General features: G+C 50.3%; 15 protein-coding genes. 3 read left to right on the top strand and 12 right to left on the bottom strand.

Going from position 1 to position 15,446, the window contains the following annotated elements:
• Positions 1-187 precede the first annotated feature (187 nt).
• Positions 188-1,177 (top strand): M23 family metallopeptidase, encoded by a 990-nt coding sequence (locus C7R91_RS25850; RefSeq protein WP_047074220.1) that lies wholly within the window; start codon positions 188-190, stop codon positions 1,175-1,177.
• 72 nt (positions 1,178-1,249) lie between these two features.
• Here the strand turns inward: C7R91_RS25850 and C7R91_RS25855 are convergent, their stop codons facing one another.
• A complete protein-coding gene (locus C7R91_RS25855) occupies positions 1,250-1,849 on the bottom strand; it encodes a DJ-1/PfpI family protein (RefSeq protein WP_047074222.1) in 600 nt (199 codons plus the stop codon).
• 133 nt (positions 1,850-1,982) lie between these two features.
• On the opposite strand from C7R91_RS25855, the gene C7R91_RS25860 reads away from it, so the two are divergent.
• Positions 1,983-2,690, top strand: a complete 708-nt coding sequence (locus tag C7R91_RS25860; RefSeq protein ID WP_047074224.1) for an ArsR/SmtB family transcription factor — start codon at positions 1,983-1,985, stop codon at positions 2,688-2,690.
• On the opposite strand, the gene C7R91_RS25865 is transcribed toward C7R91_RS25860, so the two are convergent.
• From C7R91_RS25865 to C7R91_RS25895, 7 genes are all read right to left on the bottom strand, one after another.
• Positions 2,691-3,578 carry a DMT family transporter gene (locus tag C7R91_RS25865; RefSeq protein WP_047074225.1) on the bottom strand — a complete coding sequence of 296 codons (888 nt, stop codon included), beginning with the start codon at positions 3,576-3,578 and terminating at the stop codon, positions 2,691-2,693.
• 95 nt (positions 3,579-3,673) lie between these two features.
• Positions 3,674-4,831: a GNAT family N-acetyltransferase gene (locus C7R91_RS25870; protein ID WP_047074226.1), complete on the bottom strand. Its 1,158-nt coding sequence runs from the start codon at positions 4,829-4,831 to the stop codon at positions 3,674-3,676.
• Entirely contained in the window at positions 4,812-6,146 is a 1,335-nt protein-coding gene (locus tag C7R91_RS25875) for a F390 synthetase-related protein (RefSeq protein ID WP_047074227.1), read from the bottom strand. The genes C7R91_RS25870 and C7R91_RS25875 overlap by 20 nt, the downstream gene beginning before the upstream one ends.
• Entirely contained in the window at positions 6,134-6,988 is an 855-nt protein-coding gene (locus C7R91_RS25880; RefSeq protein ID WP_236697977.1) for an MBL fold metallo-hydrolase, read from the bottom strand. Before C7R91_RS25880 ends, C7R91_RS25875 begins: the two co-directional genes overlap by 13 nt.
• Positions 6,975-7,976, bottom strand: a complete 1,002-nt coding sequence (locus tag C7R91_RS25885) for an NAD-dependent epimerase/dehydratase family protein (protein ID WP_047074229.1) — start codon at positions 7,974-7,976, stop codon at positions 6,975-6,977. The genes C7R91_RS25880 and C7R91_RS25885 overlap by 14 nt, the downstream gene beginning before the upstream one ends.
• A 15-nt stretch (positions 7,977-7,991) precedes the next feature.
• Positions 7,992-9,167, bottom strand: a complete 1,176-nt coding sequence (locus C7R91_RS25890; RefSeq protein WP_047074230.1) for an ATP-grasp domain-containing protein — start codon at positions 9,165-9,167, stop codon at positions 7,992-7,994.
• Entirely contained in the window at positions 9,157-10,152 is a 996-nt protein-coding gene (locus C7R91_RS25895) for a beta-ketoacyl-ACP synthase III (RefSeq protein ID WP_047074231.1), read from the bottom strand. The genes C7R91_RS25890 and C7R91_RS25895 overlap by 11 nt, the downstream gene beginning before the upstream one ends.
• 278 nt (positions 10,153-10,430) lie before the next feature.
• Between C7R91_RS25895 and C7R91_RS25900 the strand changes: the two genes are divergently transcribed.
• Positions 10,431-11,309, top strand: a complete 879-nt coding sequence (locus tag C7R91_RS25900; protein ID WP_047074232.1) for a proline iminopeptidase-family hydrolase — start codon at positions 10,431-10,433, stop codon at positions 11,307-11,309.
• A 61-nt stretch (positions 11,310-11,370) separates the two neighbouring features.
• On the opposite strand, the gene C7R91_RS25905 is transcribed toward C7R91_RS25900, so the two are convergent.
• The 4 genes from C7R91_RS25905 to C7R91_RS25920 form a co-directional block, all read right to left on the bottom strand.
• The gene (locus C7R91_RS25905; protein WP_047074233.1) at positions 11,371-12,357 is read right to left on the bottom strand and encodes a FecCD family ABC transporter permease; all 987 of its coding nucleotides are present in this window, start codon (positions 12,355-12,357) and stop codon (positions 11,371-11,373) included.
• Complete coding sequence (locus tag C7R91_RS25910) at positions 12,354-13,346, bottom strand: FecCD family ABC transporter permease (protein ID WP_047074234.1); 993 nt, start codon at positions 13,344-13,346, stop codon at positions 12,354-12,356. Before C7R91_RS25910 ends, C7R91_RS25905 begins: the two co-directional genes overlap by 4 nt.
• 71 nt (positions 13,347-13,417) lie before the next feature.
• A complete protein-coding gene (locus C7R91_RS25915) occupies positions 13,418-14,398 on the bottom strand; it encodes an ABC transporter substrate-binding protein (RefSeq protein WP_047074235.1) in 981 nt (326 codons plus the stop codon).
• Positions 14,399-14,507: 109 nt separating this feature from the next.
• On the bottom strand, positions 14,508-15,359 hold the full coding sequence (locus tag C7R91_RS25920; protein WP_047074236.1) for an AraC family transcriptional regulator: 852 nt from the start codon (positions 15,357-15,359) through the stop codon (positions 14,508-14,510).
• Between the last annotated feature and the right edge of the window lie 87 nt (positions 15,360-15,446).

The following is a 15,446-nucleotide window of genomic DNA, read 5'->3' on the forward strand; positions in this document are numbered from 1 at the left end:
CTCCTTTTGCGCTTTGCGTTATCCTCCATTTTATCATGCGTAGTGCCAGCGCGCGTCCGCAACAACCTTAACGGAATCATAATTTTGCCGCGACAGATTTAAGCATCCTGTAAGCAAGCGTTTCATATCCGATAAGAGTGGCTTTCTATAATGGAGCTAACGCTAAGAAAAAGATAGGAGTGGCGACATGAAAAAAGTTTGGATTTCACTCGGTGTAGGAGCAATTCTTTTGACAGGATGTGCTGCGCAATCAGAAGCAACCGCAATCCCCTCTACTGCTGAATCCCTTACAAAGAAAGAAGAAGGTGCAAAGACAATGACGGTTCAAGCGGAATCTATTGTGCAAGCTCTCCTTAACGGAAAAATAGAGGAGGTCTATGAGCAAACAAGCCCGTCATTCAAACAGCAGGTTTCAAAAGCACAGTTTGTAGAAGGGTATGCGGCTTTCAGCTCAGGGTTAAAGTCGTGGAATCACCATTCCCATACGTCCGTAAACGGCAGCTATTATGGTACCTGGGTGGATCAGGACGCCAAACGAGGCCTTGTCCTTTCGATGGATGAAAAAGGGATCATTACGGGTGTTTTATTGAAGCCGCTGCAAAGCTACCCTGACACCGACAATGCTTTGACAAAGCTGGCGTACAGCGCACCGTTTACAGGTGAGTGGTATGTGTTCTGGGGAGGTCAGAATGTCCTTTCAAACTATCACTACGAGGTGGCTAGCCAACGCTATGCATACGATCTGATTCAGGTCAAAGACGGATTATCTTACAAGGGTGATCCTGCGAAAAACGAGAGCTACTTCGCATTCGGGCAAGAAATACTCGCACCGCAGGCAGGAACCGTCGTGCATGTCGTCAATAATATCAAGGATAATGCCCCTGTCGGAGCGATGAACGCACAGCAGCCCGCTGGCAACATCGTCATCCTCGATCATGGCAATGGAGAATACAGCTATTTCGCCCATTTGAAGGAAGGCTCCGCTAAGGTAAAGGTTGGTGATCGTGTGGAGAAAGGGGATTTGCTTGGGCTATGCGGCAACTCTGGCAATTCCAGCGAGCCTCATCTGCATTATCAGGTCTCTGACGGAAAAGATTTGTTCCATAGCAAATCCATTCGCGTTCAGTGGGAGAACGGATTGAATCCGCGTCAAGGTGACAGCATTCCTGCGAAATAAATAGTGTAGCTGTTAAACAGGGGCAGTCCATCCTTTTGTCTTGTATACAAAGAGATGGACTGCCGCTTTCTTTTAGAGGACAATATCATACTCCATTGTCTTCGCAGTCTGTTCTGCTGCTTCCGCGCCTACTAATCGCTTGATGATTTGAAAGGACATATTGATCCCCGCTGAGATTCCAGCAGAGGTGACGATATTTCCTTCATCCACGAATTTTACTCCTTTTTGCACAACGACTTCTGGAAATTCCTTTTCCATTCGATCGAGACTTGCCCAATGGGTCGTTGCCTTTTTGCCCGATAATAAGCCCGCTTTTGCAAGTAAAAAGGCTCCTGTGCAGACAGACGCCATCAGCTCCACCTGCTGCATTTGCTCACGAATCCATTTAATCACTGGCTCATTATGCACTTCTCGCTCCCTCGCACCTACCCCGCCAGGAATGATGAGAATGTCAAAAACAGGCATATTGGCAAAGCTGTAATCAGGTTGAACCTTCAGACCATTCAGCGTCTGAATCATGCTCCCTTTTTCCGATACCGTTTCTACACGAAAAGGTATATGGTCGCCATTTTCCATAAATGTCACCGAGAATACTTCAAACGGACCTGCAAAATCCAACACCTCTACATCGTCAAACAAAAAAATTCCTACTCGCCATTGCTTAGTCTCCATGTTGATCTCCCCCATTTTCATTTGGATATATTTTACAATATACTTTTGCGAGCATCTTTAGTTTTTTTAGCTGTAAGATTCTGCTAGAGTCATTGATAGAGGATAAAAAATGATGGAGGAGGTCCGCTGTCTGATGAGTACCAGCCCGAATATTATAGAGGTCGCGTCCCTCATAGGAGAACCATCCCGCGTCTCCATCCTGATCAGCCTGATGAATGGCAAGGCACTCCCTGCCAGTGAACTCGCACGAAACGCAAAAGTCACCCCCCAAACGGCAAGCACGCATTTGGCAAAGCTGGTGGAAGGCGGTCTTTTGGTCAGCGAATCACACGGACGACATCGCTACTATCGCCTAGCCAGCCCTGATGTCGCCCATGCCCTGGAATCATTAATGACGATCGCTGCACCTAAGCCGGTTCGTTCGTTGCGCGAGTCTGACCAATTGCGAGCCATCCGCTATGCCCGTACCTGCTACGACCATCTCGCAGGAGAAGTTGGCGTTGCCCTGACGCAGAGAATGCTGGAGTTGCAGTTAATGGAAGTATCTGATCAGGACTACGTGCTCAGTGAAGCGGGAAAAACCAAGCTGCAATCACTCGGCGTAGACCTTGTGGCCAAGCCGAAGAGCAGACGTCGCTTTGCTCGTCCGTGTTTGGATTGGAGCGAGCGTCGCCACCACTTGGCAGGCAGTCTCGGGGCTTCACTCACCCACCGATTTTTTGAGCTTGGCTGGATCGAGCGAGTGCCTGGAGGAAGGGCAGTCCGTGTCACGGAATTGGGCAGCTCTGGCTTTATGACCGAGTTCGGACTGCATGTAGATGAATGCAAAAAGCACAGCTAGCTACTCTGCCAGCTGTGCTTTTTCACTTACTTGGCGTCGTGGAGCAAACGTCCAATTCACCAAAAAAATCCCTGCGAAAATCAACAATCCTCCCGCATACACATGCCATTGTACTACCTCACCCAGCAACACCCACCCCGACAAAACACCGAAGAACGGAGCGAGGAACAAAAAAGCACTCGTCCTGCCCGGATCTCCGTGATTCAGCAAGTAAAACCACGTCGCAAACTGTACAATGGAAGCCATGATCGCGAGCCAGAGGACGACGAATACAGCGGTCGGTGTGATAATCAGCTTCGGCGTTTCCAGCGTGAACCCCATCACAAGGAGAAGAATTCCTCCGAACAGCATCTGATAGGCTGTCATCACCCACACATTGAAGCGGACTCCCCACTTTTTGACGAGAATCGTAGCCATAGACCACGCAAGGGCGGACCCGATACCAAACAGCGTTCCCGTCTCCCATTGCAGATGGAAGCCAAGCGTGATGAACACCCCAACCAGTCCAATCAGAACCCCCATCCATTGCGTCAGCCGATAGGATATCCCTAGAAACACCGTTCCCCATATGACCACGAGCAGTGGATTCATAAACGTCAGGATCGAGGATTCACCCGCTGTGATTGTACGCAGACTCAAAAAGATACACCCCATGACGGCGGCCGTCTGCAAAAATCCGATCACACACAGCTTCCCCCAGTCACCCGCCGACTTCGGGAGCGGTTTTTTCCATACCCACGCACCCATGATCAGTCCTGCCAACGTAAAACGCAGTCCTACCAGCAGCAATGGTGAAAAATAGGCCAATCCAATCTTTCCTACCGCAAAAGACGAGCCCATCAATGATGTCGTCACGACGACAAGTATGCCGAACAAAATTCGATTCATGGCGTTGTTCCCCCGTTTCAGGCAAGCTACTTGTTTCCTCTTACATGTAGTGTACCTGACGGTTAGTTCGATGAGGGTCGAAGTGTATTATTGGTTTACAGTTGATACTTCTCTACCATCTTGACCCCGATTCGGTTCAGCAAGATAGCGAGCACCTTCCAAACTGCTTGACGATAGAACGGCAAATGTTTGACATACACCGCTGTATATTCTGGTTCCCCCTCGGCTCCCCTGTCCGCTTTGAATGCGCCTACGCCCGCACTTTGATGGAGCAGGATGCCCTTGCTCTCTGCTTCTAGTACCAAGAGGCACGACAGCATCCGATACAGCCCGGTCTCTTTGGGGAGCGTCGTATCATAGCCGAATAGCGGTGTCGTCATCACACCATTTCGTTCGAAATAGCCAAGAATGCCGTCCAGCCGTCCGTCTTTTTCCAAGCCGATGAGGGTCAATGTTCTCTTTTGCATCGCCAATCGGACGAACTCCACCGAAAACTGCGGATTATGCTGGGAGTATTTATCCAGATATAGCGCGTTGTATAAAGCAACAATTCGCTCGACATGCTGTTCTCCCAGCTCCTCATGACGCAGGATGCGATAGCCGGATTTGGCAAGCATTTTCCGATCACGATTGAGCGTATTGCGGACCCGCCACTTGCCCTGCGCTGGCCAATCGGGGTGAAAAAGGTAGACGTAACGGCTGGGAACCATGAGATAGCCCTTCTCGACGAGTCCCTTGTGGAGATCCGGATACAGCCTGCGACAAACAGATCGAAACGCGATGATATGGCCGGGGAACTTTTGGATGCAGTTTTCCGTGATATCCTTTACTTCATCTGCACTCACATCATGATACAGATTCGTTGATAACAGCCAGTTGTTGACGATGACCATTTGGTTGCATTGGCTTTTTTTCATCCAGCGCCCAAGGCCTGTGAGTACGGTCGACAATACCCGCCTCAACACCCCTGAATCGAGCATGCTTAGCTCTTCCTTCGCGTACGTCACGTAGTGGGTAAACACCGAACTGACATACGAATTGTCGTACTCGGTATGGTTCACCGTTACAGGCATGATCCGATCTCCTACACGAAGTGCATGCATCTGCGTCTGGACATTTTGCACATAGCGGGATGGTTGTTCCGTCATCATGGGCAGCAAGTAGCTTCTGACGTAGTCGGCATCCTGTGCCTGTTCCCAAGGGATTTGCCCCGCCGAGCTCCCTTCATACCATTCAATCCATTGCCTGCTCACCTGGAACAAACATCCTCTCTACCCGCCGCAATTTTTTTGTACCGAGATTCAACTTGTACGGTGCAAACACAATCTTAGGCAATTGTCCTTGCTGATCGGCAATGACTTCCTCAAGACTTTGGCGTACTCGTTCCTGCTCTCGTATGGACGGTCCTTCCCCATTCTTCATGAGCAGTGCTATCTCAACTTGCTCGTGGCTTAGCTGCCGTACCGTATACTCTTCAATCGCATCAGACGAGGTAATGACAGCACGACGGATGAAATCAGGAAAGACCGATATCCATCGCGCTTCGTGTTCATGGCGAAAAACAAACAGATCATCTGCCCTGCCCTCAATCGATTCCAATGCCATAAACACCGAGCCGCACGGACATGGCGTACGCTTTTCCGTCAAAATGTCGTTCAATCGATAACGGATAATCGGCTGCGTCGTCCGGGAAAAGTCTGTGATGATCGGAAAGAATCGCTCCTTTTGCTCATCGAGGTATTCCTTTTCCACCACCACGAGGTCTTCATTGACATGCAGCGTCCCGTGTGAGCAGCTCACCGCAAGCAGCCCTTCTGTGCATTGATAAATTTGATGCACAATCTGCCCGAACACTTCAGCGATGTACGTTTGATCCAACGGGTCCAGCACTTCCGCCACCGAGATCACCTTGATCGGAGATATCCGCAATTTCCCTTGACGCTGGGCAGTCGCGAGCATTCTCAACATCGAGGCTGGCGCAACCACCACCGTTGGCTGATACTGATTCAAGTGATCAAGGTGCTGATCGAGCGGTATTTGCAGATCGAAGAACGAGAATTGAATGCGACGCCTGTTGACCGCCGTATACAGGTTGCTATTCGCTCGCAAGAAAAAAGCAATCCGATGTGTCGACCATAGCTGACCAGGCAGCGCTTTCGCCAAAATCACCCCTGCCCATTTCGCCTGCTCCTGCGGTCCCACGAGGAAAAGCCCGCGATTGCCAGATGTCCCGGAAGACAAGCCTACGGTCACGCCATTTAATTGGGGAGTAAAATCGCGTGTCGTTTCTGCTTTCAGTGCAATCGCAAATGCTTCTTCCTTCTTGATTCCGCACGTATTCAGCTCGTCAAAATGGCCCATCATGTGCTTTTTATCAATCGGCTCCATTTGTCTCCATTGTTCTGGCGTTCCCAATCTCTGTCGGTAAAAAGGAGAAGCTGGCAAAATGCGTGACAACATCTCTCTGACCTGGGCTTCTTGCCATTTCACCAGCTGCTCACGCGAAGAAAACCGACGGGCAAGCCACTTCGTTTTTACATACTGCTTCAAGATGGTCATGATCTCCATGTGAACGCTCCTCTGCTGGCCTGCCAGACTTCCCCGCAGTGAGTCGGCATGATTTTCATATCGGGACGCTGGCGGGATAGCACATGCAGCTTGTGCAAATGCTCGCGATACGCCTGTCGATCCGCCATGACCAACATAGCAAACGGATGAGGCAACAGGTTACCGCGGTAGGCTTCACTCGACCAAGCGGCATCCGCGCACAAAAATATGTCTCCACGATCCCGATCGCAAAGGAACACACCAAACTGCCCGATTGCATGTCCGTTCAGATCGACGATGTACAGACTCTGATCCGCAAACAAATCGTAGCCTTCGGTGTATGGCGCGTAAGCTTCAGGCAATGCAACCAGCGCTCCTCGATCAATGAAAATCACCCGTTCATCGAAATCGTCCGGCATCAAATCAGGCAAGTACGCCTCCCGCAGTGCCGCCCACCCCGTCTTTCCCTTGACGTGGTTGTAGGCACTCTCGAAGCAGTATAGTCGCGCATGCGGAAAATCTCGCAAACCGCCAATATGATCCGCATGAAAATGGGAAATGAGAATACCCGCTATGTCTGTCGTTTTGATTCCGCGTGCCGCGAGTTGCTCAGAAATACTCTCATGTGGCTCTGAGACTACTGGCGTTATTTTGCCGTACAGCGAATAAGGAAGCTTGCTCGTGGCTTCAAAAAAGCGCTGCGAATAGCCCGTATCAAAGAGCAGCAAGCCGTGGACGGGATGCTCGATAAGCCCTGCGATGGCGTGAAACGGGATGTTTTTCATCCGGCCGCCTTTTCGTGAAAACATTTCGAGCTGCTGGCAGTAGCCCGTGTCCATCAGCGTCAGTTTAACGTCCATCATGCGTCCTCCACCATTCTGTAAACGTCTCGATGCCCTCGGCAATGCTCACCCGCGGTTCATAACCCAGATCGCGCTTCGCCTTTGAGATATCCAAGGTTTGTGATTTGGCGAGCACACCGACCGAGTAACGCGTCAAAACCGGCTCACGATAGCCCAAAACGGTCTTGGAGAGTGTCTCCAGCACCCAAGCTGCCGCATACGCCTTCCAATATGGCAGCTCGCGCGTTTTCAGCGGAACCCCCAAACGTCGGAACACATCTGACAACACCTCGATCATCGTCACTGGCTCCCCATTTGTAATGTTGTAAGCCTGTCCCAATGTGTGCGCTGGAGAATCCATGCACAAGATCAGCGCGTCCACGACATTTTCCACATACGTCAAATCAATGATCGCCTTGCCTCCGTCGATCAGCGGAACGAATTTCTTTTCATTGGCGCGGATCAATCTGGGAAGGATTGCATTGTCCCCAGGGCCAAACAAGGCCCGAGGACGAATCGTAATCGTCGGAAGCCCTGCAAGAAACGCCTTGTCGACCTCCAGCTCCGCCTGGTATTTTGTCTGTGCGTATGTATTGGCAAACCGCACGGGCATCGGCTCATCTTCGCGGATTCCCAGTTTATCTTCAAAAGCAAAATATATACTCGGCGTCGATACATGGACCAAACGTTCGACGCCGTGATGCTTGCAGCCCTCGATGACATGAATGGTTCCTGTCACATTCGTCTCGTACATGTCACGGTACGTTCCCCATGGGGAGGAAAAAGCTGCCGCGTGATGCACGATGTCCTGACCGCGGCAAGCCTTCACCATGGCTTCTTTGTCTCTTAGGTCTGCCCGAAGGAATCGAATGCCTTGCTCCTGCAATAGCTGGCCGATTCGCTCGTCTCGGCCTTGCGCTGTTACCTCATAGCCCATTTCATTCAGTCGTGTAGCCAGCTTCTGTCCGAGAAACCCCGTCGCCCCTGTTACTAGAACTCGCTTGTTCATCTCTTCCTCACTTCCTTATGCCTCTTCTCCGTTCCATTCGATATCGCTCGTACTGCAAGCGATCATGCTTTTTCCCGTTCGAAAGCTCTGCCAAGCCAAATCTGCCAGCATGGAGAACTGATCAAAAAAAGGCCTTGGATCGTCCCACCTAAACAGAACATCCCTTGCAGAAAGGAGGTCGCTCACCCAACGCTTTGCCTTCTTTCCATTCGTCATGCCAAGAAGACCGTATGTCAGCATCGCCATCCCTAGCATGCAAGCTTGTTTTCCAGCAGGAACAACGGTTTTTCCCCGATCAGCAAAATAGGCAGTAGCAGCCTCTTGCTGTCCTGTAAACAAATGCACACCGCTTGTCAGGCGTGGATTGCACTCAATCACATATAGCTCTCCCTGCTCATTCTGAATGAAATCAAATGCGATTTGTCCACTAAACGTATTTCGTTGCACGAAGCGACTAACAAAATCTCTTACCTGTGGATGGTCTGAATAGGCGAAGTAAATCGAGGCACCCTGCCCTGCTGTATGTGTTGTTTCGTAATCGGCGTACAAGGTGAGCTGTCCATCCTGAGCAACCGCGTAGCTGCACACCTGTTTCCCTTTTATAAACTGTTGGACTAACCATGGCTGCCTAACTGTCGGTTCGGGCAGCGTGGACTGCCCTGCCGCAGATGACGGGTCTGCCACGATTTGTACATGAGCTGCGAAGCGAGAATAGACGGGCTTCAGCACCACAGGTCCGCTTGCTTGCAGCATGGTCTCCCGCAATTGAGCCGAAGATTGTACCCGAACCGTCTGTGGAACCAGAGCTCCCACCTCGCGCGCCATTTCGGCAAAAAGCCATTTGTCGTGCAACGAACGCAGTACCTCGATTCCTTCTACAAGCACTTCACCATAGTCAAGCAATTGATCCCGCCCGCGCGATATGTAGAAGATCTCCTCGCAAGTCGGGATCAAAAGATCGATGCGCTCATGCTGCATGATTTCGCACAGCTTTTCGATATAAGCATCGGGCTCTTGTCGGGGAGGAGGCACTTGGTAGGAGCGCTCTACATAACGAGAGTGCTGGCATAAATGTCGCCGCGCACTCTCCGCAACAATGACTCGATGTCCCGCAGAGCCCAGCAAACGAGCCAGCTCTAACGTAGCTGGAGCTCGTCCTCCTGTCAGCAAGACTGATTGTTTAGTATTCAAGCACAATTCCTCCGAGAGACAAGCCAGCCGATGTGCCCAGCAGCATCAGGTGATCGCCCCGCTGTACTCGATTCTGCCCAATCGCTTCATGCAGCGCCATCGGGATCGAAGCTGCGATGACATTACCATGATCCGCCAGAATGTTCACCATTTGCTGGTCGCTAAACCCGAGCTTGCCTGCCATGATCCGCATCGCCATCCCACTGGCCTGATGAGGAATAACTGTACGGATCTGCTCCTTGGTTACGGAGGCTGAGGACAGCAAACGATCCACAAATCCGGTAATCAACTGCGAGGTCAGGCGAAAAATTTTCCGTCCGTCCATATCAAATGCAAAGTCTGCTTCTCTTCCTTGTGCAAATTGGCTCGGGTGAATCAGCGTGCCGCCACCCCTTATTTCGGAATAATGTGCGCCTTCACTGTATGTTTTCATGCTTGAACCCAAGATGCGGGAGCTTTCTGTTTCCGGCGTCCTGCCGATGACAACAGCCGCAGCACCATCTCCGAACAGCACGCAGCTCTCTTTTTGCTCCCAATTCAAACCTGCGGAGGATATTTCTGATGAAATGATCAAAACTCGCTCGTAAATACCAACCGCCATTTGGCAAGACATCACATCCAGCGCAGTGACAAAGCTTAGGCATGTCGAATTTATATCAAAGCAAGGAATACCTGATTTGCTTATTTGAAGCTCTTCTTGAATCAAAGCAGCCGTGCATGGGATTTCCTGCTGCGCCGTCCCGCTTGCACATACGATACAATCGATATCGTGAAGGGAAAGTCCCGCCGCTTCCAAAGCACGCCTAGCAGCGATGGCTCCCATCTGTGCTGCCGTTTCGTTCGTCACAAAATGCCTGACGCTTACCCCGGACTTTTTCTCTACCCATCCAGGCGCAAGTCCCAGCTTTTCTTCTAGTTCTGCCGCTGTCACTCGCCGAGTGGGCAAGTATTTCCCTGTTCCGAGGATTTTGATTTTTCTCTCCATGATCTGTGTCTCCCTTAGCTCGCATTACTCATACAATATTCGACATCTGCCATTTATTTTACCTAAGTTTGTCGATTTATGGTAAACAGAATAAACACTTGGTACTAATTACCCAAGTGTTTACGTATGCCGCATTTCCGATGTGCTGGTATATCAGTGATGATAAATAGAGGGTCTAAACACGCTCTAACTCAATTCTAAAAAAGTGTAAAAACAATTCCATATGCTATATTGAAAGGAAGAGAAATCAGTCTGAACCTGAAGTGGAGGCATTATCGATGAGTAAGCAAGAAGGCTATATTGACGTTCCTGGTGGAAGAGTATGGTACAGTCGTGTCGCCGAAGGGGAGAAAACGCCCCTGATCGTCCTTCACGGAGGACCTGGCAATACGCATGACCCGCTCAAATCAACGCTTCATGTCTTAGGCAACGACAGACCCGTCATTTTCTACGATCAGCTCGGGTCAGGTAATTCCGATCGCCCGACTGATCTGACTCTTTGGAAAACCGAGCGCTTTGTGGAAGAGCTGGCTTGCATCAGACAAGCCCTTGGCTTAAAAGAGGTTCACATTCTGGGGCACTCGTGGGGCACGATGCTGGCAGCCGCTTATTTGGTGGATGCCAAGCCGGAAGGGGTACAGAGCATCATCTTCTCCAGCCCATGCTTGAGCGCAGAGCGTTGGAAACAGGACGCAGATCGTTTAATCGAGCAATTGCCAGTGGATGTGCAACAAACCATCGCCACACATGAGGAGCAGGGCACAACTGATTCACAAGAGTACCAGGATGCCATGAAGGAATACTACAAGCGCCATGTGTGCCGCCTTGATCCAATGCCAACCATCATGACAGAAAGCCGTCCAAAAGCGAACAAAGAAGTGTACATGACGATGTGGGGACCGTCTGAGTTTTGCCCGACAGGGAATCTGAAAACATTCGACTACACACCCAAGCTGCATCAAATCAACATCCCTTCCCTGTTCGTTTGCGGCCGTTATGATGAAGCGACGCCTGAATCGACAGGTTATTATCAGTCTCTGGTGCCAAACGCCGAGCTCCATGTGTTTGAAAACAGCTCGCATGTCGGCTATTTGGAAGAGACAGACGAATACGTGCGGGTTATCCGCCGCTTTTTGCAAAAAGCAGATACGAAATAAAAACGCCACCACACAAAAAAGACCGAATCTCGCAAGCTCTTTTGCAAGATTTGGTCCCTTTTTATATTCCTCTTCTTTTCTCTCGCCCAATCAAATACAAGAAATACGGAGCCCCAATGACAGCTGTCACGATGCCCACGGGAACCTCCATCGGCGGCAAAAGCCATCTGCCTAGCCCATCAGCTGCGACCATGAGCGTAGCACCGAGCAGAGCAGCGACCGGGAGAAGAAGTGCGTGCTTCCCGCCTACTAATCGACGAGCGATATGCGGTGAGAGCAGACCGACGAACCCAATGGAACCGACAACCGCCACACATGCTCCTGCAAGTGCCACAGAGGTTACCAAAAGTACAACACGAAGTCTCGTCACATCCTCGCCCAACCCTTCTGCTACCTCATCTCCGAGAGACAATACGTCAAGTCGGTTCGCCAATGAGTAAGCAATCGGAAGAAAGACGAGTATCCACGGAAGCACCGCCCATACGTGTTCCCATCCCCGCCCCCACAAGCTGCCTGCCATCCAGAGCAGTGCCGCATTGACATCCCCTGGATTTTTGACCATCAGATATTGGATGCCCGCCTGACAAATGACCCCGATGGCGATCCCTACCAGTGCTAGAGTAGCAGGCTGGACGCGTTTTCGGGCGGTATATACATACAAAATAGCAGCGACAACTGCCGCACCCCCAAATGCCGCCAACGGCAGCAAATACGCCGGAGATTTGGGAAAAAGAAAAATGACGATGGCAGAGGCGAGTCCCGCCCCTTTAGTGATGCCGATTACGTCAGGAGAGGCTAACGGATTGCGAATCATTCCTTGTAAAATAGCCCCAGATACCGCCAATCCCGCTCCAGCCAGCATGGCGAGGACAACACGCGGCAAACGATATTCCCCAATAATAAAGCTATGATTTTTCGGTCCCGTCCCGAAAAGCGACTCGACTACCTCACGCGGCGATATGGACACCGCCCCAGTTCCGATGCTGATAATGGCAGTGACGATGAGCAACAGAAGGAAGGCAGGTGCAATACTTTGTCTGCGTGTCATGATGCTCTCCTCTCCTTCCCCACTAAGTAGAGGAAAAAGGGAGCGCCCAGAAAAGCGGTCACGATGCCTACTGGCGACTCATACGGATACGCGATAAACCTGGCAAGAACGTCGGCATAGACCAGCAGCAATGCGCCGAGCAGCGCTGTAATCGGGAGGTATAGCTGACTCTCTCTTCCTAGCAAAAGCCGTGTCAAATGTGGCACCATCAATCCGATAAAGCCGATAGGACCAGCAACGGCAACAGCCGAGCCTGCGAGTACGATGACAATGATTCCACAGATTGTCCGTACCCGGATTACATGTTGCCCAAGATTTTTGGCCACATCCTCACCCATACGCATAATCCCGATGGAGCGAGCCATAAAAAAGGCTGCCACGAGCCCACCGATCGACCATGGCAGCACACGGTTCACATCCGTCCAATCTGCTCCATCCAATGACCCCGCAAGCCAAAACAGGACTTGATCGGTAGAGTGCTGATGAAACAAGATGAATGCCTCTGTAATCGAAGCGAGAAACAGATGGACGGCTGTGCCAGCCAACGCCAGCTTAACAGGAGTCATCCCCCCAGCCGCACCGAGATAGTACACTGCAAAGCCACCCATGACAGCCCCGCCAAAAGCGAGTGGCGCTAAAAATGGCACCGGGAGATGGGGCAAGAGTACCAAGGCAGCAACGACAGCCATCGATGCACCTGCGTTAACTCCAAACGTCTGTGGAGAAGCAAGCGGATTGCCTGTCATTGCTTGCATAATTGCACCAGCCACACCGAGACCGGCCCCAATGATTACCGCCAATAGCGCTCTTGGAAGCCTGAGCGTCGTCACAATCAGGTGCTCCTGTGATGTAGAGGGGGCAAAAAGGGATTTTACGCCACTCACCACTCCCATGTCTGTCCAACCAACCGAGATACTAACGACTAAGCCAAAAATGAGCAGGAGCATTCCTGCTGCAAGAACAATGCCCGCCTTTGAAGCTCCCTGCATATGTACTACCTCCTCCCGCAAAAACGACGGGATCGATGTCAGCTACGACACCCATCCCGAAAACTTTCCCTTTATTTTCCGGAAAGAAGCGTTACTGCTTCCTCCGAACTCAACTCCGATCCGATCAAGCCTCGAGACAGCGCCCATTTATTGCGAGCTACTTCAAACACCTTGCCATTTTTTACAGCATTGATGTTTTGCCAAAGTGGATTCGTCTTCCATTCATCCACAATCGTCTTGTCACCTGTTTTCATCAAAAACAGCACGTCTGGATTGAGGGCAACCAGCTGTTCCAGATTGGTTTTTGGATACGCCTCTTCACTCTTTGCCGCATCCTCCAACCCGAGGTATTCCATCAATGAGCCCGCATAGGAAGCATTGGAGTGAGCGAAAAATCCGGTCGGGTTCACTACTGCCGGCAGAACCTTCAGCTTAGCATCGGCTTTTGGCAGCTTCGCTTTGATGGCATCCATTTTCGCTTGATGCTCATCCAGGCGTTTTTTGCCTTCTTCTTTCATGCCTACTGCATCAGCGATTACGGCGTAATTGGCTAGCATATGCTCGTAGTTCGCCTGGTGGTCATTCAGTACAATGGTCGGTGCAATTTGCTTCAATTTGTCGTAAACAGCCTTGTGCTTGTTCAAATCTGCAATGATGAGATCAGGAGCAAGGGAACTGATCAGCTCCATGTTTGGTTCGTAACGAGAACCGAGCGATGTATAAGTTCCTACTTTTCCTTTCACCTCAGGAATGATCAGATTCGCATCATTGTCATCAGAGATTCCTACAGGAGCTACACCCAATGTCGCCAAAGCATCTGCAAAGGAAAAGTCCATCACGACAATACGCGCAGGCTTGCCGACGATTTCCGTTTCCCCCAGCTCATGCTTGATCACTCGCTTTTCACTTGAAGCAGCTGGTGTAGGTTCTGTTTGGGTCGCAGCTGCTGGCGCTGTTCCCTGTGCATTTTGTATCGCTGTACCGCAACCACTCAAAAAGACAGACAGTATAAAAATAAGAAGAAATCCGGGTAACAACAGTCTTGCTCTCATGATGAGAAAACCTCCTGCCAAAATAAAACTCTATCGAAATTGAAAATCATTTTCAATAGAGATTATATCGATAGCCACTACACCATACCATGAAGAATCTTGCTCGATTTCATGAATTATCTTGTCTCATATGCGTCTTGACGTATTCCGATGGTGATAAGCCAACCACTTTTTTAAACATCTTGCTGAAGTAAAACTCATCGTTATAGCCTACGCTTTGAGCTACCTCACGCAATCGACTCCCCGACAATCGGAGCAGCACCTTTGCCCGATTGATCCGAAGGCTTGTCATGTAATCGGAAAAGCTCACACCCTTTAACGTTTTGAACATACGTGAATAATAGCTGGGACTGACATTCGCCTTTCCTGCCAACATCTCCAGCGTGAGATTGAGCATATAGTGCTGGTCGACATACAAAATCGTTTCCTCGATGCTAGCCATCGTATTTTCGTTGCTCTCAATCGAAGAAAAATCTTTCACCAGAATGTACAGAATGCGCTCGAATATCAGCCTTTGCCGAAATTGCTCTCTCTCCTCATCCGACGCATAGCTTTTATGTAGTTCCTCCATTAAATGCAAGACCTGCGAATGGCTGCGTACTCGGAAAATCCCTTCCAGAGGAAAATTTTCTCCGCCCGGAACAAATACTCTCTCTTTCCCTGTTTCGTTTTGTTCGATCCAATAGGAGAACGAAATAACAAAGACTTCCAGCTCTTTGTCTTGTTCCGTCCACATAGAAACGCTCGTCTTTGGCTTGATAAAAAGCACATCTCCTGCCTCAACTGACTGTCTCTTCCCGTCCTCTTCCATTGTTCCTTTACTATTTTTGACAAAACCGATTTGATGAGAATCAGCAGGCGAGAGGATCAGTGGTTCATTGTGACGGCAAGTCTCAAGACTGACCGTGCCGAGGGAGTAGATCATCTGTTTTAACTGTCGATAGGCTTCATTTGCAATCAACGCTGCTTCCCCCTCTCCTATTCCTTCTATTATAGCCTGTTTACGCTATCTGCCGCATTATTTCAGGGGATGGGAGGGCCATAGAAA

The sequence above is a fragment of the Brevibacillus formosus genome (assembly GCF_003013405.1).
In the GTDB taxonomy this organism is placed as follows: Bacteria; Bacillota; Bacilli; order Brevibacillales; family Brevibacillaceae; genus Brevibacillus; species Brevibacillus formosus.

Bases quoted from the DNA above. Each gene is read 5' to 3' on its own strand.
- C7R91_RS25850 (WP_047074220.1), top strand. From the start codon at position 188: ATGAAAAAAGTTTGGATTTCACTCGGTGTAGGAGCAATTCTTTTGACA.
- C7R91_RS25855 (WP_047074222.1), bottom strand. From the start codon at position 1,849: ATGGAGACTAAGCAATGGCGAGTAGGAATTTTTTTGTTTGACGATGTA.
- C7R91_RS25860 (WP_047074224.1), top strand. From the start codon at position 1,983: ATGAGTACCAGCCCGAATATTATAGAGGTCGCGTCCCTCATAGGAGAA.
- C7R91_RS25865 (WP_047074225.1), bottom strand. From the start codon at position 3,578: ATGAATCGAATTTTGTTCGGCATACTTGTCGTCGTGACGACATCATTG.
- C7R91_RS25875 (WP_047074227.1), bottom strand. From the start codon at position 6,146: ATGGAGATCATGACCATCTTGAAGCAGTATGTAAAAACGAAGTGGCTT.
- C7R91_RS25880 (WP_236697977.1), bottom strand. From the start codon at position 6,988: ATGATGGACGTTAAACTGACGCTGATGGACACGGGCTACTGCCAGCAG.
- C7R91_RS25885 (WP_047074229.1), bottom strand. From the start codon at position 7,976: ATGAACAAGCGAGTTCTAGTAACAGGGGCGACGGGGTTTCTCGGACAG.
- C7R91_RS25895 (WP_047074231.1), bottom strand. From the start codon at position 10,152: ATGGAGAGAAAAATCAAAATCCTCGGAACAGGGAAATACTTGCCCACT.
- C7R91_RS25900 (WP_047074232.1), top strand. From the start codon at position 10,431: ATGAGTAAGCAAGAAGGCTATATTGACGTTCCTGGTGGAAGAGTATGG.
- C7R91_RS25905 (WP_047074233.1), bottom strand. From the start codon at position 12,357: ATGACACGCAGACAAAGTATTGCACCTGCCTTCCTTCTGTTGCTCATC.
- C7R91_RS25910 (WP_047074234.1), bottom strand. From the start codon at position 13,346: ATGCAGGGAGCTTCAAAGGCGGGCATTGTTCTTGCAGCAGGAATGCTC.
- C7R91_RS25915 (WP_047074235.1), bottom strand. From the start codon at position 14,398: ATGAGAGCAAGACTGTTGTTACCCGGATTTCTTCTTATTTTTATACTG.